The sequence below is a fragment of the Nonlabens sp. Asnod3-H03 genome (assembly GCF_045063665.1).
GTDB classification, from domain to species: domain Bacteria; phylum Bacteroidota; class Bacteroidia; order Flavobacteriales; family Flavobacteriaceae; genus Nonlabens; species Nonlabens ulvanivorans.
On sequence record NZ_JBEFOD010000008.1, the window covers coordinates 1,818,956 to 1,837,232 of the forward strand.

Here is an 18,277-nt window from a genome sequence, read left to right on the forward strand (position 1 = left end):
TTATCTGTATAGATAGTTTGGGCTTTTTAATAACTTCTTCTTCTTTCATTTTTAAGCTCTAGACTTCCTTTTTACCTTTACATAAATTCATTATTTATGTCTTCAGAGCTTTCTGTTTTGTTATTTGTTTTGCTAGGTGTCATCTTAGGTGCTGTAGTAACCTGGTTATTTATGAAAACGCGTTTCTCGGGTTCTTTAAATCTTCTTGAATCTGAAAAATCTCAGTTATCGTCTCAGCTTCAACATCAAAAAGAAGCTCTTATTGAACGTGACCAATTAAGATTAGAATCTAGTAATCTTAAAGCTCAAATCGCTTCTAAGCTTGAAACACAGCAAGACTTGAATCAAAGGCTTGATAAGCTTGAAAAACAATATATAGAAGTTAATCGTGAAAAAAACAGCCTAGAAATACTTCTTGCTGAACAGCGTACGTCGTTTGAAAAAGCAAATGAGAAACACGCCGAAGCGCAACAAGAAATCGAAAAGCTGAATGAAAAATTCACCAAAGAATTTGAAAATTTAGCTAATAAAATTTTAGATGAAAAAAGTTCAAAGTTCACTGATCAGAATAAGAAAAACATCGAGCAAATATTAAATCCTTTACAAGAGAAAATATTAATGTTTGAAAAACGAGTTGAAGACACTCATAAAGACACGATTGAAAGACAAAGTATTCTTAAACAACAAATCATAGGACTTAAAGAGCTTAATGAACAAATGAGTAAGGAAACAACTAACCTTACTAAAGCCTTAAAAGGAGATGCTAAAATGCGAGGTAATTGGGGTGAGCTGGTATTAGAAAGAGTTCTTGAGAAATCTGGACTTGAAAAAGGTTCTGAATATGAAGTGCAGCAAAGTTTTAAAACAGAAGAAGGAAAGACTGTTTTCCCAGATGTGGTTATTAATCTTCCTGGTGGTAAAAAAATGATTATAGATTCAAAAGTATCACTAAATGCTTATGAACGTTTTGTAAATGAAGAAAATGAAGAAATTCAAGATCGTCATTTAAAAGAACATGTTAACGCTCTTAAAAAACACGTAAATGATCTATCTGGTAAAAATTATCACGAGTTATATCAGATTGAAAGTCCAGACTTTGTATTACTCTTTGTACCTATAGAACCAGCATTTGCCATGGCGCTCAACGCAGATAGTAATTTATATAGCGAGGCATTTGATAAGAATATCGTTATTGTAACACCTACTACTCTACTGGCCACATTACGTACCATTGATACAATGTGGCAAAATGAAAAACAACAAAAAAACGCATTAGACATTGCAAACGCAGCAGGTGGATTGTATGATAAATTTGTACTTCTTACAGAAGACCTTATTAAAGTAGGTAGTCAATTAGATACCGTTAAGAAAAGTTATTCTTCAAGTATGAATAAACTAACAGAAGGCTCTGGTAATTTGATAGGTCGTGTAGAACGTTTAAAAAAGTTAGGAGCAAAAGCAAATAAAAACCTAAATGAAAAATTACTAAATCGCGCTATCGATAATGATCCAGACTTTCTAGAAGGCAGTGATGAAGAGCCTCGCTTAAATTAATTTTTATTACTCATTTATGTAATACTACTACATTATTACACTTTTACGTAATAATTAATAATATTACACAATAATGTAATATATTTGAATTATTACATCATCAGGTAATAATTTTAATGAAACGATATGGAAGTAGTAATTGCAGGTGATATTATAGGATCAAAGAAAAATATCCCAGATGATTATCTCAGCGTTATAGAACCTATTCTTAAGCATTATTGTAAAGAAGGTATGTATCAAATATATAGAGGTGATAGTTTTCAAGGATGGATTAATACACCAGAACTAGCCCTATATGCTAGCCTACAAATAAAAGCGGCGCTTAAAGTAAAAGAAACACTAGACGTACGTATTGCCATAGGTTTAGGTCATATCAATCTTATAGAGCAAAACATAGCATTATCTACAGGTAGTGCATTAACCCGATCTGGAGAACTGCTAGATTCCTTAAAAGATAAAGATCAAAACTTAATGGTCAACAGTGGTAATCCATTAGATTTCTATATGAATACCGCCTTAAAAATGGCACTTTTATCATTAAACCATTGGACCGCAAACGGAGCCTCAGTGATTAACTTAATCATGAGCAAACCTAACATCACACAAGAAGAGCTAGGCCAGCAATTAGGTATTAAGCAAGCTACAGCCAGTAGAAGACTAGATCGAGCACACTGGAAAGAAACTCAAGAACTACTACACCTATTTCATCAATACTATAAAGACGTCCACGATGCTACTACTCATTAAACTACTTATTGCTCATTTTCTAGGTGATTTTATATTACAGACCAATTCCTTTACTAAGAAAAAAGAAAAACATCAACTCAAATCTCCACATTTATACATTCATGCCATCATACACGGGCTATTAGCACTACTGTTTTTAAATGAAATAGAATTGTGGTGGGCTGCATTAATCATAACTATTACACATCTTATCATTGATGCTGGTAAGTTGAAGCTAACTACAAAAAAGAATAGTAGATCGTTATTTCTTATCGATCAGTTATTACACATCCTAGTCATTATTGGACTTTACTTATTAATAGAACAGGTTGACCTAATAAACACGTTTCAACTATCAGAGCACACTTGGTTATTTATATTATGTTCCATATTCCTTACTAGTCCTGTAGGGATCATGCTCAAAGTGTTTTTTACAAGATGGAAACTAGATGAGAAAGATACTGGTATTGACTCTTTAAAAAATGCTGGGAAATGGATAGGAATGATTGAAAGACTACTAGTATTTATATTTATCATCTCGGGCAATTTTAGCGCGGTAGGCTTTTTACTAACTGCAAAATCCGTATTTAGATTTGGTGATTTAAGTAAAGCAAAAAATATGAAGCTAACAGAGTACGTTTTAATAGGCACATTGCTTAGTTTTGGTATCGCAATCCTTGTAGGTTTGCTCTTTAATAGTTTAATGATATGAAAAAGATTTTAGGTGTAATACTCGCAACCATTCTTATAATGGCCGTTTTATGGTACAGCTTTCTATATTTTGCTAGTTATTCTGATGGGTACAGGTCTGGCGAATTAATTAAATTTTCTAGTAAAGGTTATCTAGTTAAAACTTGGGAAGGCGAAATTTCTCAAGGTATCAGCGGTGCTCAAATCTTCTCGTTTTCTGTAATGGACAGTGAACCTGAAGTGATTGAAAAATTACAAGAGTATCAAGGTAAATATGTGAAATTAAAATACGAAGAGAAATTCGGAACCTTTTTCTTTTGGGGTGATACTAAGTACTTTATCACTGAGGCTACCTTAGAAAACTCTCCTCATTTTAATAAATAAAACTTTTTAGATTCCGCTTTCGCGAAAGCGTGAACCATAAACATATCCACTATGAAAGACCTTTTCAAATCGCCTGAGCAATCTAGAGTGATGCTTTCTTTATTGATGTTACCATCGCATGCCAACTTTTCAGGAAAGATTCATGGTGGTTATGTCCTATCATTAATTGACCAGATTGCGTTTGCATGTGCCTCTAAACACAGTGGTGTATATTGTGTAACAGCTAGTGTGGATGTGGTGGATTTTAAGGCGCCTATAGAAGTAGGAGAAATGGTGACGTTGAAAGCGTCAGTAAATTATGTAGGTAAATCATCTATGGTCGTAGGGATACGAGTAGATGCAGAAAATATTCAAACTGGTGAATCTAAACATTGTAATTCTTCATTTCTAACTATGGTTGCAAAAGATGAAGAAGGGAATACAGTCGCCGTTCCTGGTCTTAAAATAAGTAATGAAACTCATGTACGTCGATTTGCAAGAGCGATTAAAAGAAAACAAATTAAAAAGAAAAGCGCCCTTGAAATTGCACAGGCAAATTTCTCAGACGCTAGTTATAAAGAGGAATTAAAAAATTATAACGTGCAGATATCTCTTTAAAAGAATAGCTACTTAATTACTATTTTTCATGTGTTCTTACTTTTAAGTAATTAATAAGCAACAGCTTTTTCCTGTTGGAATTCAAATACATAGCCCTGTAACTTTTGTAAAGTATTTAATTTTTGATCTGTATTGATCAATAATGATATATTATTATTACTACCTCCATAAGAGATCATGCGCACAGGTACATCTTGTAATACTTGAAATAAATGTGGAGTGTCTTGATGATAAATAATATTATTACCTACCAGACATACGATACTCATACCTTGATCTACATCTACACTAGCTACCTTCTCTAGTTCTTCTACTATAGCATCTAGATGTAATGGGTTATCTATGGTAAGAGAAACAGCTATTTCTGAAGTGGTGATCATATCGATAGAAGTCTCGTATTTCTCAAAAATTTCAAATACTTTTTTAAGAAATCCATGCGCCTGTAACATTCTTGCAGATTTTATCTTAATAGCATAAATACCGTCTTTTGCCGCGATAGCCTTGATTCCTTCTCCATGGACATGATGTGTTATTAAAGTACCATAAGAATCTGGAGACATGGTATTTTTTAAACGTACAGGAATATTGAGATCTTTTACAGGTATAACCGTTTGAGGATGTAAAATTTTAGCACCGAAATAAGCAAGCTCTGCCGCTTCATCAAAAGATATATTTGAAATAGCAGTCGTGTTTTCTACAAAACGAGGATCATTATTATGAAAGCCATCAATGTCTGTCCATATTTGCACTTCGTCTGCCTCTATGGCTGCTCCCACTATAGAAGCTGTATAATCACTACCACCACGTTGTAGGTTAGATACATTTCCCTGAACATCTAGACATATAAAACCTTGAGTAATATAAATATCTGCCTCACTATTTTCATTTAAAATCCTATCTAGATTTTGTTTGATATAAAAAGAATCTGGCTCGTCATTATTATCGATACGCATAAAATCTAAAGCAGGTAATAATGCAGCGTTAATACCTTCTTGCATTAAAAATCTACTGAATAGAAAGGTAGACAATAGTTCTCCTTGAGCAACAATTTGATTATAAATCAATGTGGTATGATCTAAATCTACAAGCTCTATTAAGCCTGTAAAAACCTTATTGACGTATTTTTGAGATTCGTTAACAAGCGCACTATCGTTTAACAATTGATCTATAGTATTTTGATAACTACTAGCCAGTCGTTTTATAAGTACAAATGCAGAATCCCTTTCTTTTAAACGTATTTGTTCAGATATTTCAACCAAAGCATTTGTAGTACCAGACATGGCAGATAGCACCACCACTTTCTTAGTACCATCATTAATGATATTTTTCACATGAGTCATGTTTTCTACAGAACCTACTGAAGTACCACCAAATTTTAGAACTAGCATTTTATTTAATTTTAGGCAAAAATACACCTAGTCCTAACCTAATATAAAAAATATAACAAAATTAGTTTAATTTTACACAAGCTGTTAAATAATTAACAATATGAAAACTGTAGCAGATTGTGTAGAAGAGATTTTAGTCACTCAACCATTTCTAGAAGAAGCATTATCTAGACGCATCATTAATTTCTCTGCCCTAGCAGAAGAGTTACAAGAACCTATAAGTGGTATGCTTAGAAAACCAGTGAAAACTGGTGCCATTATGATGGCATTGAGACGTTACAATCCGCCCAAAGATTTGAGGCATTCTAATAACTTAAAGTCTATTTTAAAAAATCTAGGTGATATAACGGTACGATCTAATCTTGTGGATTTTACTTTTAAAAATTCTAGTACTTTATTCTTAAGTCATAGTAAGATTTTAGAATCGATTAACACAACTATTTTTTATGGACTTTCTAAAGGGATTCATGAAAGTAACCTAGTTATATCCATGAGTGAGAAAGAAAAAATACAAACTCAATTTGCCAATGAAATTATGACCAGCACACAAGACAATTTAAGCGCCATAAGTATCGCATTACCAGAAAACAATACCCAAGTCCCAGGATTATATTATCAAATATTTAAACGTTTTGCTTGGGAAGGCATCTCGTTGCATGAGGTTATTTCTACCACAAACGAGTTCAGTGTACTTGTAGAAAACGATACGGTAGATAAGGCTTTTTCGGCAATTAAAAAGTTAGGACATTAATGATTTAATCATATTAAAATAATTCACCATGTTATAATATTTTGATGACTATTAAGCTTTGGGAAAAGTGAAAAACAACAACAATTACTTTTTTTTAAAATACACGTACGAGATTAAAGCCAAAGAAAAACCTACCATCAGTCCAATCTCCAGTTCCCTGACTTAAAAAGCCATTAGTTAACATAGGTTGAGAATTTGTAAAATGTAATTGGAAAACATGGCCACCAGTCTCTAGATCAAACCCAATACTCAATGGGTTAACAAAAGGACTACCGTCTGCCCTATTTAGATGATATCCATAGTCTGCATTAATTGACCATCGATTAGTCAATTTATAGCGTGCACCTAATCCTAGAGCATATTGCGTATTGTCTTGAGGATCATAACTCACAAAGTTTTCATGAAAAAGTGTTGGGCTAATTTGAGCAGATAATTTCTTAGATATCTTACGAGCAATAATCACTTGCGCTGTATAGCCCAGTCTATTTTCAAATTCAATTTTAGGCAACACTTCTTTATCTAATCCCGTATTAATATCAACAGCTGTAAAAGCAGATATACTGAAAGGAAAACCCGTTGTTTCTTGCTCTTTGAGTTTAAATTTACTGGCTAATTGATATGTTTTATTAAAAGAACTACGGCTGGCTTCTATATGCATCCAGTCTGTTAAGCCATATACAAATTGAAAACGAGTCACCGCTTGGTCCAATCCAAATAGATCATCAAAACCATTCTCTACACTACCAAAACGATGTGAAATGATTAATTGAAATTCATTTTTTGCAACCAGTTTTGTCGTTTCAAAATTGACCACTTTAAGAGATTTCCAGGTAGATGTGACCGTAGTACTTTGATCTGGCTCAAGTCCATCTAGTAAATCATCCTGAGCATAGAAAAGAATAGGTAGTAAATAGAAAAGGTAGGTTAGGTTTTTCATAACGGTAAAAAGCCGCTTTTTATCAACTAAAAAGCGGCTCGGATTAAAGGGGAAGAATTATTTTTTTATAAATCGCTCTGTTGTAACAGCGCCATTTACAGTAACATTTGCTAGATAAATACCAGATTTTAAATTAGAAACATCCAGCTGATTTTCTTGAATTAAATTCACTTGCTTAATAAGTGAACCATTCATATTATATATTTCTAGCTGACCTTGGTCTAATTGGTTAAGATCGATATTTAAAACATCATCAGCTTCGGTAGGATACATGTTAAAACTAGTAATCGATAAATCTATATCATTAGAAAGAACTTGCATAGAATTACCTGAAACCATTTGATCTCCACTATTTCCAGAAGCATTATTAGCTTGTATGGTAGCATAATAAAAAGTTACTGGTCCAACGCTCATATTAGGTGCTCTCCATGAAAAAGTCCATGTAGAACTATTAGTGGCTGAATGGGTTAATCCATCTGTAGTACCACCATTGCGCAATTGACTACCAGTACCAGCAGTCCAGTTCCCTACTTTCACACCATTTTGATCTTCGGCGGTGATATTAAAACCAAATTTATTAACGGATGATCCATTTATAGCTAAGGTTAAATTATAGGTAGTACCTGCAGTATAACTCGTGGGCACACCAGTTAATACAGGTGTTCCACCATGGTTTGCGCCTGGTGCATGACAAGAGGTACAGTTTGCGTTTGAATCTCCTGGTGATCCAGAAAAGTTACCACCTTGACCACTTGTGAATCCTACTAAAACCAGCAGCGCTATTGGTAGTGCAGTTAATAGACTGTAAAAAGAGTAATTTTTTTTCATAGCTTTTTAATTTAGTTCGACAGTATTGCTTGATCGATTTTTACTTCTTCAAGAAGTTCATCATAGCCTAAGCATCTACCTTTAATTATTATTAATTGGTTTTCTTTTAGTTTTTGATCAGCAACCATTTCAATAAAAATTTGCTCATCTAGTATAATAGTATTCTTTTCTACATTAGTTACTTTACCTTTTACTTCTATTATTTGATCTAAAGCTCTTTGATCATTTTGTAAATCTTGATCTGTAAATAACTCTATTAATACTTGAGATGTAAAAGAGGCTGATGATTTACTTTGCTCAACATCAACATGATCTTGATACAAATAATTATATCCGATAATGGCGATAAAACCAATTAATAAAAACCCAAAAAGTAATTTTTTAATCATTTGTTGAAACAAATATTGTTTAAATTTATAACAATTAAATCACAAGAGTATATATTTAGCTCAAAATTTAACTGCATGAAATACAATCTGTTATACATTATTCCCGCTTTTATCCTTATTTCTTGTACAAATACAAGCACAGATGATCTTACAGATAATGAGCCTATTACAGAGCTAGTAACCTACAATATGGATATAGCACCTATCATACAAAATCAATGTACTCAGTGCCATAATACAACCAACCCTTCTGGTGGATTAGTATTAGAAAACTATGATGATGTACGTATGAGTACAGAGACTGGCTCATTAATTGATAGAATTACAAGAAACATAGGTGATCCATTGATCATGCCTCAGAATGGTCAGTTACCACCTACCAGTATAAACCTGATCACACAGTGGCAAACTGATGGTTATTTAGAAAATTAATATGAAAATTATATGTCTTGCGTTTTTAGCCTTAGTTAGTATATCATCTATAAGCTCAACACAAACCGATCGATATCAAACTAGAACCGGATCCATAAGCTTTGAAGCATCTGTACCTACATTTGAGCCTATACGAGCAGTAAATAAGAGTACCACAGTCGTATTAGATATGAAAACGGGTAATATCGCTGCACTTGCTCTAGTAAAAGGATTTAGATTTCCTATTGCCTTAATGCAAGAACACTTTAATGAAAACTATATAGAAAGTGATGATTACCCTAAAGCCGTTCTTAAAGGAACTCTTTCAAACTTTGACGCTAATGGATTTTCACAAAACACTTCAACAACATTTATTCTTAACGGAACTCTTGAATTACATGGACAGAAAAAAATGATTTCTATTCCCGTTCTTCTAAGTCAATCTGGTGAAAACATACAGTTAGAATCTAATTTTAATTTGAAACCAGCTGATTTCAATATTGAAATCCCATCTGTGGTTTCTAATAAAATAGCACAAGAGGTTCAGATATCAGTAAAGGCGATTTTAAACAAAAAGTAAATACTATCGGTTTAAAAAAAGGACTAGCAAACATTTGATGGCAAGTCCTTTTTAAATTCTAATTTAATGATGATTACTCTACTTTTTTAGCATTCATTTCATAAAAGAAAAAGTCATCGTTAGGTACATCAAATGAAATTCCTGTAACGGTACCATAGGCGTCCTTCTCAAAGGTTACAGTACCAAAAGAATACCAAGCTTGCGGCTCGTCCCAATTGATTTCATAAGAATCATAATTAAAATGAGTTAGACGGCTATTCAATAGCGGCGTGTGTTCCCATTCTAATACAAGATTTTTTCCTTCTTGCTTTACATAAAAGTTTCCATAAATATCAGCATGATAAGTTCCTACTATTTCAGACCTTTCTAAAATAGGCTGCGTTCCTTTTATTTGTTTTTCTTTACGATCTGCAATTCGAGTATCTGATTTTTTCCAGTTGTCATAACCTTCTAGCATCTCAGTACTCCAGTCTTTCTTATCTCTACTTAAAAAACGATCAAAAACAGCATATGCAATAGCATTAGTAGGCGCTTTAGGACCATTAGTTAATACTACTACTCCTAGCTTTTCATCAGGCAACATTTGTACTGTAGAAATCATTCCATCATATCCACCACCATGTCGTACTCTGAAATGACCATGATAATCTCCCAAAAACCATCCCAGACCATATCCTGCATACTGAGAACCAGTACTGTTTCTCTTAACCTGATTAACACCAAAACTGTTATGTAAGTTCCACATATTATTTCTGTTTTGAACACTAAATAAAGTATCGTTTGATGCAGTGACGCCATGATTCATATTAGTAATCATCCATTTACTCATGTCGTGAACACTAGAAATAATTCCACCAGTAGACTGAACATTGTCCCAGGCTACCCATGGAATGACATAATTCTCATTTTTATCATTCATTGCGTGTGGACTAGCAACGTTTTTATTATTACCAAAATCTTGAACACTAACCACCGTATCATCCATACCTACAGGATTCAATAAGCGTTCGGTCACATTTTCTTTAAAAGACTTTCCAGTAATTTTTTCTATTAAATCACCGGCAGTGATAAACATTAAATTTGAATAACCATATCCGTCTCTGAATTCATAAGCCTGTGGTACAAACTTAATACGACGTACCACTTCTTCTGTACTTAGCTCAGACTTATACCATATTCCATCACCAGAAAAAGTTCCCAATCCAACGTTATGACTTAATAAATCTTCAACTGTTATCATACCACTTATATTAGGATCATAAACTTCAAAATAGGGTAAATAACGCTGCACTTTATCATCCCAATTCAACTTTCCTTCTTCTACTAATTGAGCGATGATAGCCGCTGTAAATGCTTTTGTGTTACTAGCTATAGCATATAAGGTATGCTCGTCCGGTGATTTGCGCTTGCCTACTTCCATGACTCCATATCCTTTCTCAAAAACAATCTCACCATCTTTGACAATACCTACGCTCACACCAGGAATTCCCCAATCTTTAACTGTTTTTGATATGTAGGTATCAAGTTCTTGTAAGTCTACATCTTGCGCAATAGACGTGGATACTGTCAATAAAAACAGTAGAATGAATAGTTTTTTCATTTCAATAAATTTAATGTGATAGAAAGATAGTGGTTGTTATGCTTTCGCGAAAGCGTAACCTAAAAAAGCCTCCTAAATATAGAAAGCCACATGTTAAGATTTTAAACTAAACATAGAGTTATTAGCTTTAAGTCTATTGATGAGTCTCTTTTTACGAGGATAAGTCATCCACATACCGATAACGCCAAAAAATAATAATCCTAATACATTATTTGTTTTGTTTTGTTCTCTGTTGGGCGCCATATTGAGGACATACCATATGGCATATGCTTTAATAGGTAGGCCTAAAACCAATATATGATAAATTTTCAATTCGAAATTAGTAGAAAAAAAGTCTTTTAAATATATGTCCCAAACGGCAAACACCAAGTACACTAAACTGTAAAGAATAATTAAAATTCTCAGGTTTCTAGCGTGCCTTAAAACTTTATGTATATTTTCTTTTTCCATAACCTCTAACAATTATTCTAAAATAAAAAACCTTGCTTCATGAAGCAAGGTTTTTAAAATTGTTTAAGAATCTAGTATTTATTTACTCAAGTACATTCTTCTACGAGCATACAGTTCATAAAAGTCATCATCCTTTAAACTGTCTATAAATAAGATACTTTCACCTGTAGACTTCATCTCTGGTCCTAAACGTTTATCAACATTAGGGAACTTATTAAAAGAGAAAACAGGTTGTTTAATTGCATATCCATCTAGTTGAGGATTGAAATCAAAATCTGTTACTTTATTGTGTCCTAACATGACCTTAGTAGCATAATTTACATAAGGCTCACCATAAGCTTTTGCGATAAAAGGAACCGTACGTGAAGCACGTGGATTAGCCTCAATGATGTAAACTTTATCATCTTTAATAGCAAACTGTATATTGATTAAACCTACAGTGTCCAGTGCTAGTGCAATCTTCTTAGTATGATCTTTAATTTGTTGCATGACTAAATCACCTAGAGTAAATGGTGGTAGCAATGCGTTTGAATCTCCAGAATGCACTCCACAAGGTTCTATATGCTCCATGATACCTATGATGTAAACATTCTCACCATCACAAATCGCATCAGCCTCTGCCTCTATGGCACCATCTAGATAGTGATCTAGTAATAATACGTTATTAGGAATTTTACGTAGAATGTCCACGACGTGCTCTTCTAGTTCTTCTTTATTAATAACGATTTTCATTCCTTGACCACCTAATACATAGGATGGTCTTACTAATATAGGAAAGTCTAATTGCTCTGCAGCTTGAAGTGCTTCAGCAGGTGTCGTCGCCGTTGCAAACTCTGGATAAGGAATATCGTTTTCTTGTAACATTTTTGAGAACAGACCACGATCCTCTGCTAGATCCAGTGCTTTATAACTCGTTCCCATAATTTTAATGCCGTATCGTTCTAACTTTTCTGCAAGCTTTAAGGCTGTCTGACCACCTAATTGAACAATAACACCTTCAGGCTTTTCATGACGTATAATATCATAAATATGCTCCCAGAATACTGGTTCAAAATACAACTTATCTGCTGTGTCAAAATCTGTAGAAACCGTCTCAGGATTACAGTTAATCATGATGGTTTCATAACCGCATTCTTGTGCGGCATAAACACCATGCACACAACAGTAGTCAAATTCAATACCTTGCCCTATACGGTTAGGTCCTGAACCTAGTACGATTACCTTTTTCTTATCAGATACGATACTTTCATTTTCTGCATATCGTTTTCCATCTGCGGTTTCCATTTCTGCCTCAAAAGTCGAGTAATAATATGGTGTTTGCGCAGGAAACTCTGCCGCACAGGTATCAACTAGTTTATAAACACGGTTGATGTTTAATTCGTCACGCTTAGTGTATACTTCACTTTCTAAACAGCCCAGCATGTGTGCTATCTGACGATCTGCAAATCCTTTTTGTTTTGCTTCTAGAAGTAGCTTTCGTGAAAGCGTGTTGATATCAAACTTAGAGATTTCAATTTCTAGTGAGTGTAATTCTTCAAACTGCTTGAGGTACCACATATCGATTTTTGTGATCTCATGAATGCGCTCTAAAGAAATTCCCATCGCAATGGCATCGTATAGAGCAAATACTCTATCCCAGCTAGCGTGTGTTAGTTTGTCAATTACCTGATTGTAATCCTTATAACCTTTACCATCTGCTCCTAGACCATTACGTTTAATTTCAAGCGACTGTGTTGCTTTGTGCAATGCTTCTTGAAAAGAACGTCCTATTCCCATCACTTCTCCTACAGACTTCATTTGTAAGCCTAAGGTGCGGTCAGAGCCTTCAAATTTGTCAAAATTCCATCGTGGTATTTTTACAATGACATAATCTAATGTAGGCTCAAAAAGAGCGCTAGTAGATTTTGTAATCTGGTTATCTAGTTCATCTAATGTATAACCTATCGCTAGTTTTGCTGCAATTTTTGCAATAGGATAACCTGTTGCTTTTGATGCTAGTGCACTAGAACGACTTACACGCGGATTGATCTCAATAGCGATGATTTCTTCTTTTTCATCTGGACTAACCGCAAATTGCACGTTACATCCACCAGCAAACGCACCGATACTGCGCATCATATGAATAGCCATATCACGCATTTTTTGATACGTGCGGTCTGATAGTGTCATGGCTGGTGCTACTGTAATAGAATCACCTGTATGGATTCCCATAGGATCCATATTTTCTATACTACAAATAATAACGACGTTATCATTATCATCACGTAATAACTCTAGTTCATATTCTTTCCAACCTAGTAATGCTTTATCAATCATTACTTCATGAATAGGAGAAGCTTCTAAACCACGAGTTAATAACTCATCATAATCTTCTTCTTTATAAACGATGGCTGCACCAGCACCACCTAATGTAAATGAAGAACGTATACATAATGGGAAACCGAACTCTTGTGCAATCTCTTTACCTTTTAAGAATGAAGTAGCAGTAGCTTGTGGAGCCATCCCTACGCCTATCTTACCCATCAGGTTTCTAAATTGTTCACGATCTTCTGTAACATTAATAGCGTCTATATTAACACCTATTAAATCTACATTATGATCTTCCCAGATTCCTTTTTCTTGAGCTTCTATACACAAGTTAAGAGCGGTCTGACCACCCATAGTAGGTAATACCGCGTCAATTTGTGGATGTTCTTTTAAAATCTTGCGTATGGAATTAGTGTTTAATGGTAATAGATAAACATGATCTGCCATGCTAGGATCTGTCATGATCGTAGCTGGATTTGAATTGATCAAAATAGTTTCTATTCCATCTTCTCTTAAGGAACGTAGGGCTTGTGTCCCAGAATAATCAAACTCACAGGCTTGACCTATAACAATAGGTCCACTTCCTATGATAAGTATGGATTTGAGATCGGTTCTTTTAGGCATGATAAAGGTGCTTTTTTAGGTGGCTTAAATATCGTTGATAAAAATCAGTTTTACTTATGGTTATGCTGTAAGATATGAGAAGTAATAAACAGGTTTTCTACTAATTACTAAGGTGTTACTCATTTCCCGACGAGACATAAAAAAAGGCGTTACTTCTATAAAAAGTAACGCCTTATATATATTAATTAGAGAATCATTATCTCTTGTGTCTTAATTCAGTAGATACAGATAGTTTCTTACGTCCTTTAGCTCTACGACGCGCAAGAACCTTACGACCGTTTGCAGAAGCCATACGCTCTCTGAAACCATGTTTGTTTCTTCTTTTTCTCTTTGACGGTTGGTATGTTCTTTTTTGTGCCATAGCTTATATTCTGTAACTCTATATAGTAATGAGGTTTTAACCTCCATTTTTAATCGGGTGCAAATATAAGAAGTCTTTTTACTCGGACAATAGGTGATGTGATTTTTTTTGAAATAATTTTTGAAAATAAAATTCATGATTTTACCTTTCACTATACCTAAGGAATAATCAAAATCTCCAATCTTCAGATTCCCCAATTGCTCTTTAAATCTATATCTTTGCATTCTCAAATTAAAAACAACCATGTTTAACAAAAACATTAAAATCGTCATCGCTGTATTAATCGTAGCGTTTGCCGTATATCAATTTACTTTAAACGAAATCATGAATGGTATCTTCTTGATACTACTTGCTGGAATATTCATCTTCTTATATTTTAAAAATGAGATGATCTTACTCGCTTTTTTAAAGCTTAGAAAACAAGATTTTCCTGGCGCCATGAAATGGCTAGAGAAGATTAAAGATCCTGAAGCAGCACTAGTTACTAAGCAACAAGGTTACTATAACTATTTGCAGGGCTTAATGATCTCACAAACAAACATGACCAAAGCAGAGAAATATTTTAAGAAAGCTATAAGTCTAGGACTTAGTATGGATCAAGATCTTGCTGTAGCAAAACTTAATCTGGCAGGTATCGCTATGACCAAGCGTAGAAAACGTGAAGCTACTACCCTACTTACTGAGGCTAAAAAATTAGATAAGCACAACATGCTGGGTGATCAAATCAAAATGATGAAACAGCAAATGAAGAAAATTTAAGTTTATAACCTTAAATTTATAACAAAGCCCAATCTTGAGATTGGGCTTTGTTGTTTGGTCAAATTAATGACAATGCAATCAACATCAATTTATTTCAGCTTCTTCTTATCTAACAATGATCGAATTTCATAATGATCAGATTCCGAAATAAATTCGGAATGACAATTAATCATAAGCATTTAAAACTCAAATACCTTACCATCTGCTGCGAGTTCTACAGTTGGGAAAATTTCTTGCGCTTCTTTTCTAAACAATTCATAGTCGCCATAGCGTGTAGAATAGTGACCTAGTATAAGTGTTACTACGTTTGCTTGTTTTGCTATATCTGCTGCTTGTGCTGCTGTACTGTGTTTAGTACGTTCACAAAGATCTTCATGTGATTTTAAAAAAGTAGATTCGTGATATAACACTGTCGCATTTTTAATAATCGGTACAATATCTGGCTTGTACATCGTATCACTACAAAAAGCATAACTCTTTGCCGCTACAGGATTAAAAGTTAATAGATCGTTAGATATTACCTCACCACTCGCTAATTCAATATCGTGACCTTGTTTAACCTTGCGATAATAGGCTTGATCCACACCATATTCTTCACATGCTACAACATCTAATTTACGATCTAACGGTTTCTCTTCAAACAGATAACCATTGGTATATACACGATGATCCAGCGGTATGGTGGTCACCGTTACCTTATCATCTTCATAGATGAGTTGAGATTCTTTGGACTCGCTTTCGCGAAAGCGTAAATCAAAAGTAGTATAGCTCTTAGTAAGCTTAAGTTGTAATAAGATGATTTCTCTGATTCCTTTAGGACCATAAATGGTCAATGGCGTATCTCTTCCTAATAAGCAAAAGGTGGATATCATACCAATCAATCCAAAGAAATGATCACCATGCAGGTGAGATATAAAGATGTTTTTAATGCGTGAAAACTTTACCCGACTAGTGCGCATTGCCATTTGCGTACCTTCACCACAATCAATTAAGAATAGATTACCTCTTATCTCAAGAACTTGAGATGTAGGTCGGGTTGATGCGGTAGGTGTTGCACTATGACAACCTAGAATGGTTAACTTCAATAGATAAGGTTATTTATAGACTTAGATGCTTAAAATCCTAAATCGCGTTCAATTTCTTCCATCTCAATCACGTCTTGGGCTTCTTGCAAAGTAGGCACCACCATTAATTCTTCAGGAATCTCGTCGATTGATAACGCGGCATTCACCATCACAAACGATTGTTTTGTAGATCTATGTTGATTACTTAAAGCAAGAAATAGTAGTAAGTCTGCTAAAGTAGCATCCGTATATTGTATCAAATCTACGATCACATTTTTACCTTCAAACTGATCAAATATAGTAGGTAAAAACTGAGCAAATCCGTTGATGTCATCATACTCATCTCTCAGTAATATATAATTATCGTGCGTTTCACTAATCATTGCGTTGAATTTTTGAAGCAATTAAGTACAGTACAGCCATACGCACGGCTACACCATTTTCTACTTGATTTAATATTATAGCCTGGTCAGAATCTGCTACATCACTGGTAATCTCCACACCTCTATTTATAGGGCCTGGATGCATGATGACGATCTTCTTTTTAAGACTGTCCAGCAACTCTTTATTCACTCCATATTGTTGTACATACTCACGTACACTAGGGAAATAAGATATATCCATACGCTCGTTTTGAACACGTAACATGTTTGCCACATCACACCATTCTAGCGCCTTGCGTAGATTGTACTCTACCTTAACACCTAGCGAGGCAATATGCGTAGGGATTAAAGTGGCCGGACCACATACCATGACCTCGGCACCTAGTTTTTGAAGACAGTAAATATTAGAAAGTGCTACACGACTGTGTAAAATATCACCTACAATTACAATCTTCTTACCTTCTAACGTGCCTAGTTTTTCTCTTATACTATAAGAATCGAGTAAAGCCTGTGTAGGATGCTCATGGGCACCATCACCAGCGTTTACTATACGTGCATCTACATGTTTAGATAAAAACACACCTGCACCAGGATTAGGATGACGCATTACCACGATATCCACCTTCATGGCTAGAATATTATTAACAGTGTCGACCAGCGTTTCTCCTTTTTTTACAGAGCTTTGTGCTGCACTAAAGTTGATGACATCTGCACTGAGACGTTTTTCTGCAAGTTCAAAGGATAGTTTAGTTCTGGTAGAGTTTTCAAAAAACAAATTAGCAATTGTGATGTCTCTAAGCGACGGTACCTTTTTAATAGGCCTATTAATCACTTCTTTAAACTGATCTGCAGTGGTATGAATGAGCTGGATATCCTCTTTAGTGAGGTCTTTTATTCCTAATAAATGGTCCACACTTAATTCACTCATTAGTTTTCATTTTTTAATAGGTAAACGGCATCTTCACCAGCATTTTCAGTCCACATTACTTTTACCTTTTGATCACCTATCGCATCTACTTGTCTACCATTATAATCTGGTTGAATAGGTAAATGCCTTGAGAACCTGCGATCGATAAGAGTTAATAACTCAATAGAAGCTGGTCTACCAAAGGACTGTAATGCAGTAAGTGCAGCTCTTATACTGCGACCAGTATAAAGTACATCATCTACTATAACGACCTTTTTACCTTCTACTAAAAATTGTATGTCTGTAGAATTTGCCTTGAGTGGCTCTTCACCACGACGGAAATCATCTCTATAGAACGTAATATCTAGTAAACCTGTGTTTAACTCCTTAATACCATAATGCTCTTGTAGCATAACGGATAATCTATTTAATAAAAATCTACCTCTAGGTTGTAGACCTATAAGTGCTGTATTTTCAAAACGATTATGATTTTCAATTAATTGGCAAGCCAGTCTGTGAAGAATAATATCCAGTTCTTGCGCGTTGAGAAGTAATTTTTGACTCATTAATTGCTGCTGCTTAAAAGC

The 18,277-nt window shown here is 34.4% G+C and carries 21 protein-coding genes; 9 read left to right on the plus strand and 12 right to left on the minus strand.

Features of this window, described 5'->3' with window-relative positions; translation table 11 throughout:
• Positions 1-96: 96 nt before the first annotated feature.
• The 5 genes from rmuC (at position 97) to ACJJVI_RS11485 (ending at position 3,951) form a co-directional block, all read left to right on the plus strand.
• Entirely contained in the window at positions 97-1,554 is a 1,458-nt protein-coding gene (gene rmuC / locus ACJJVI_RS11465) for a DNA recombination protein RmuC (protein ID WP_405352023.1), read from the plus strand.
• 126 nt (positions 1,555-1,680) lie between these two features.
• Entirely contained in the window at positions 1,681-2,301 is a 621-nt protein-coding gene (locus tag ACJJVI_RS11470; protein WP_317291404.1) for a helix-turn-helix domain-containing protein, read from the plus strand.
• Positions 2,285-2,992, plus strand: coding sequence for a DUF3307 domain-containing protein (locus ACJJVI_RS11475; RefSeq protein ID WP_042297306.1), 708 nt, complete (start codon positions 2,285-2,287; stop codon positions 2,990-2,992). The genes ACJJVI_RS11470 and ACJJVI_RS11475 overlap by 17 nt, the downstream gene beginning before the upstream one ends.
• The gene (locus ACJJVI_RS11480) at positions 2,989-3,354 is read left to right on the plus strand and encodes a hypothetical protein (RefSeq protein WP_036578928.1); all 366 of its coding nucleotides are present in this window, start codon (positions 2,989-2,991) and stop codon (positions 3,352-3,354) included. Before ACJJVI_RS11475 ends, ACJJVI_RS11480 begins: the two co-directional genes overlap by 4 nt.
• Positions 3,355-3,405: 51 nt before the next feature.
• The gene (locus tag ACJJVI_RS11485; protein WP_036578930.1) at positions 3,406-3,951 is read left to right on the plus strand and encodes an acyl-CoA thioesterase; all 546 of its coding nucleotides are present in this window, start codon (positions 3,406-3,408) and stop codon (positions 3,949-3,951) included.
• 50 nt (positions 3,952-4,001) lie between these two features.
• Here ACJJVI_RS11485 and ACJJVI_RS11490 read toward each other — a convergent pair whose 3' ends face one another.
• A complete protein-coding gene (locus tag ACJJVI_RS11490) occupies positions 4,002-5,339 on the minus strand; it encodes an aspartate kinase (RefSeq protein ID WP_405352026.1) in 1,338 nt (445 codons plus the stop codon).
• A gap of 100 nt (positions 5,340-5,439) precedes the next feature.
• On the opposite strand from ACJJVI_RS11490, the gene ACJJVI_RS11495 reads away from it, so the two are divergent.
• Entirely contained in the window at positions 5,440-6,090 is a 651-nt protein-coding gene (locus ACJJVI_RS11495; RefSeq protein WP_405352028.1) for a hypothetical protein, read from the plus strand.
• A gap of 94 nt (positions 6,091-6,184) precedes the next feature.
• Here ACJJVI_RS11495 and ACJJVI_RS11500 read toward each other — a convergent pair whose 3' ends face one another.
• Genes ACJJVI_RS11500 through ACJJVI_RS11510 form a run of 3 tightly spaced genes read right to left on the minus strand, consistent with a single transcriptional unit; the run spans position 6,185 to position 8,244 of the window.
• Complete coding sequence (locus tag ACJJVI_RS11500; protein ID WP_042297303.1) at positions 6,185-7,027, minus strand: DUF5777 family beta-barrel protein; 843 nt, start codon at positions 7,025-7,027, stop codon at positions 6,185-6,187.
• Between the two features lie 57 nt (positions 7,028-7,084).
• The gene (locus ACJJVI_RS11505; protein WP_042297302.1) at positions 7,085-7,855 is read right to left on the minus strand and encodes a choice-of-anchor V domain-containing protein; all 771 of its coding nucleotides are present in this window, start codon (positions 7,853-7,855) and stop codon (positions 7,085-7,087) included.
• A gap of 11 nt (positions 7,856-7,866) precedes the next feature.
• Entirely contained in the window at positions 7,867-8,244 is a 378-nt protein-coding gene (locus tag ACJJVI_RS11510) for a hypothetical protein (RefSeq protein ID WP_405352030.1), read from the minus strand.
• 75 nt (positions 8,245-8,319) lie between these two features.
• On the opposite strand from ACJJVI_RS11510, the gene ACJJVI_RS11515 reads away from it, so the two are divergent.
• On the plus strand, positions 8,320-8,676 hold the full coding sequence (locus ACJJVI_RS11515) for a hypothetical protein (RefSeq protein ID WP_238566715.1): 357 nt from the start codon (positions 8,320-8,322) through the stop codon (positions 8,674-8,676).
• Position 8,677: 1 nt separating this feature from the next.
• Complete coding sequence (locus ACJJVI_RS11520; RefSeq protein ID WP_036578940.1) at positions 8,678-9,235, plus strand: YceI family protein; 558 nt, start codon at positions 8,678-8,680, stop codon at positions 9,233-9,235.
• Positions 9,236-9,308: 73 nt separating this feature from the next.
• Here the strand turns inward: ACJJVI_RS11520 and ACJJVI_RS11525 are convergent, their stop codons facing one another.
• From ACJJVI_RS11525 to rpmH, 4 genes are all read right to left on the minus strand, one after another.
• Positions 9,309-10,835 (minus strand): serine hydrolase, encoded by a 1,527-nt coding sequence (locus ACJJVI_RS11525; protein WP_405352033.1) that lies wholly within the window; start codon positions 10,833-10,835, stop codon positions 9,309-9,311.
• A 93-nt stretch (positions 10,836-10,928) separates the two neighbouring features.
• Positions 10,929-11,147 (minus strand): hypothetical protein, encoded by a 219-nt coding sequence (locus ACJJVI_RS11530; RefSeq protein ID WP_405352035.1) that lies wholly within the window; start codon positions 11,145-11,147, stop codon positions 10,929-10,931.
• A gap of 216 nt (positions 11,148-11,363) precedes the next feature.
• Positions 11,364-14,216, minus strand: coding sequence for a carbamoyl-phosphate synthase large subunit (carB, locus tag ACJJVI_RS11535; protein WP_036578944.1), 2,853 nt, complete (start codon positions 14,214-14,216; stop codon positions 11,364-11,366).
• 196 nt (positions 14,217-14,412) lie between these two features.
• Positions 14,413-14,577 carry a 50S ribosomal protein L34 gene (gene rpmH, locus ACJJVI_RS11540; RefSeq protein ID WP_042249657.1) on the minus strand — a complete coding sequence of 55 codons (165 nt, stop codon included), beginning with the start codon at positions 14,575-14,577 and terminating at the stop codon, positions 14,413-14,415.
• Between the two features lie 243 nt (positions 14,578-14,820).
• Between rpmH and ACJJVI_RS11545 the strand changes: the two genes are divergently transcribed.
• Positions 14,821-15,336: a hypothetical protein gene (locus ACJJVI_RS11545; RefSeq protein WP_006795047.1), complete on the plus strand. Its 516-nt coding sequence runs from the start codon at positions 14,821-14,823 to the stop codon at positions 15,334-15,336.
• A 179-nt stretch (positions 15,337-15,515) separates the two neighbouring features.
• Here the strand turns inward: ACJJVI_RS11545 and ACJJVI_RS11550 are convergent, their stop codons facing one another.
• Genes ACJJVI_RS11550 through pyrR form a run of 4 tightly spaced genes read right to left on the minus strand, consistent with a single transcriptional unit; the run spans position 15,516 to position 18,256 of the window.
• Positions 15,516-16,421 carry a ribonuclease Z gene (locus ACJJVI_RS11550; RefSeq protein WP_405352037.1) on the minus strand — a complete coding sequence of 302 codons (906 nt, stop codon included), beginning with the start codon at positions 16,419-16,421 and terminating at the stop codon, positions 15,516-15,518.
• A 29-nt stretch (positions 16,422-16,450) separates the two neighbouring features.
• Positions 16,451-16,783, minus strand: coding sequence for a ribonuclease Z (locus tag ACJJVI_RS11555; RefSeq protein ID WP_405352039.1), 333 nt, complete (start codon positions 16,781-16,783; stop codon positions 16,451-16,453).
• On the minus strand, positions 16,776-17,711 hold the full coding sequence (locus tag ACJJVI_RS11560) for an aspartate carbamoyltransferase catalytic subunit (RefSeq protein ID WP_405352041.1): 936 nt from the start codon (positions 17,709-17,711) through the stop codon (positions 16,776-16,778). The genes ACJJVI_RS11555 and ACJJVI_RS11560 overlap by 8 nt, the downstream gene beginning before the upstream one ends.
• The gene (pyrR, locus tag ACJJVI_RS11565; protein ID WP_006795043.1) at positions 17,711-18,256 is read right to left on the minus strand and encodes a bifunctional pyr operon transcriptional regulator/uracil phosphoribosyltransferase PyrR; all 546 of its coding nucleotides are present in this window, start codon (positions 18,254-18,256) and stop codon (positions 17,711-17,713) included. Before pyrR ends, ACJJVI_RS11560 begins: the two co-directional genes overlap by 1 nt.
• Between the last annotated feature and the right edge of the window lie 21 nt (positions 18,257-18,277).

Excerpts from the sequence above, each read along its gene's own strand:
- rmuC (WP_405352023.1), top strand. The coding sequence starts at position 97 with ATGTCTTCAGAGCTTTCTGTTTTGTTATTTGTTTTGCTAGGTGTCATC.
- ACJJVI_RS11470 (WP_317291404.1), top strand. The coding sequence starts at position 1,681 with ATGGAAGTAGTAATTGCAGGTGATATTATAGGATCAAAGAAAAATATC.
- ACJJVI_RS11475 (WP_042297306.1), top strand. The coding sequence starts at position 2,285 with ATGCTACTACTCATTAAACTACTTATTGCTCATTTTCTAGGTGATTTT.
- ACJJVI_RS11480 (WP_036578928.1), top strand. The coding sequence starts at position 2,989 with ATGAAAAAGATTTTAGGTGTAATACTCGCAACCATTCTTATAATGGCC.
- ACJJVI_RS11485 (WP_036578930.1), top strand. The coding sequence starts at position 3,406 with ATGAAAGACCTTTTCAAATCGCCTGAGCAATCTAGAGTGATGCTTTCT.
- ACJJVI_RS11490 (WP_405352026.1), bottom strand. The coding sequence starts at position 5,339 with ATGCTAGTTCTAAAATTTGGTGGTACTTCAGTAGGTTCTGTAGAAAAC.
- ACJJVI_RS11495 (WP_405352028.1), top strand. The coding sequence starts at position 5,440 with ATGAAAACTGTAGCAGATTGTGTAGAAGAGATTTTAGTCACTCAACCA.
- ACJJVI_RS11500 (WP_042297303.1), bottom strand. The coding sequence starts at position 7,027 with ATGAAAAACCTAACCTACCTTTTCTATTTACTACCTATTCTTTTCTAT.
- ACJJVI_RS11505 (WP_042297302.1), bottom strand. The coding sequence starts at position 7,855 with ATGAAAAAAAATTACTCTTTTTACAGTCTATTAACTGCACTACCAATA.
- ACJJVI_RS11510 (WP_405352030.1), bottom strand. The coding sequence starts at position 8,244 with ATGATTAAAAAATTACTTTTTGGGTTTTTATTAATTGGTTTTATCGCC.
- ACJJVI_RS11515 (WP_238566715.1), top strand. The coding sequence starts at position 8,320 with ATGAAATACAATCTGTTATACATTATTCCCGCTTTTATCCTTATTTCT.
- ACJJVI_RS11520 (WP_036578940.1), top strand. The coding sequence starts at position 8,678 with ATGAAAATTATATGTCTTGCGTTTTTAGCCTTAGTTAGTATATCATCT.
- ACJJVI_RS11525 (WP_405352033.1), bottom strand. The coding sequence starts at position 10,835 with ATGAAAAAACTATTCATTCTACTGTTTTTATTGACAGTATCCACGTCT.
- carB (WP_036578944.1), bottom strand. The coding sequence starts at position 14,216 with ATGCCTAAAAGAACCGATCTCAAATCCATACTTATCATAGGAAGTGGA.
- rpmH (WP_042249657.1), bottom strand. The coding sequence starts at position 14,577 with ATGGCACAAAAAAGAACATACCAACCGTCAAAGAGAAAAAGAAGAAAC.
- ACJJVI_RS11545 (WP_006795047.1), top strand. The coding sequence starts at position 14,821 with ATGTTTAACAAAAACATTAAAATCGTCATCGCTGTATTAATCGTAGCG.
- ACJJVI_RS11555 (WP_405352039.1), bottom strand. The coding sequence starts at position 16,783 with ATGATTAGTGAAACGCACGATAATTATATATTACTGAGAGATGAGTAT.
- ACJJVI_RS11560 (WP_405352041.1), bottom strand. The coding sequence starts at position 17,711 with ATGAGTGAATTAAGTGTGGACCATTTATTAGGAATAAAAGACCTCACT.
- pyrR (WP_006795043.1), bottom strand. The coding sequence starts at position 18,256 with ATGAGTCAAAAATTACTTCTCAACGCGCAAGAACTGGATATTATTCTT.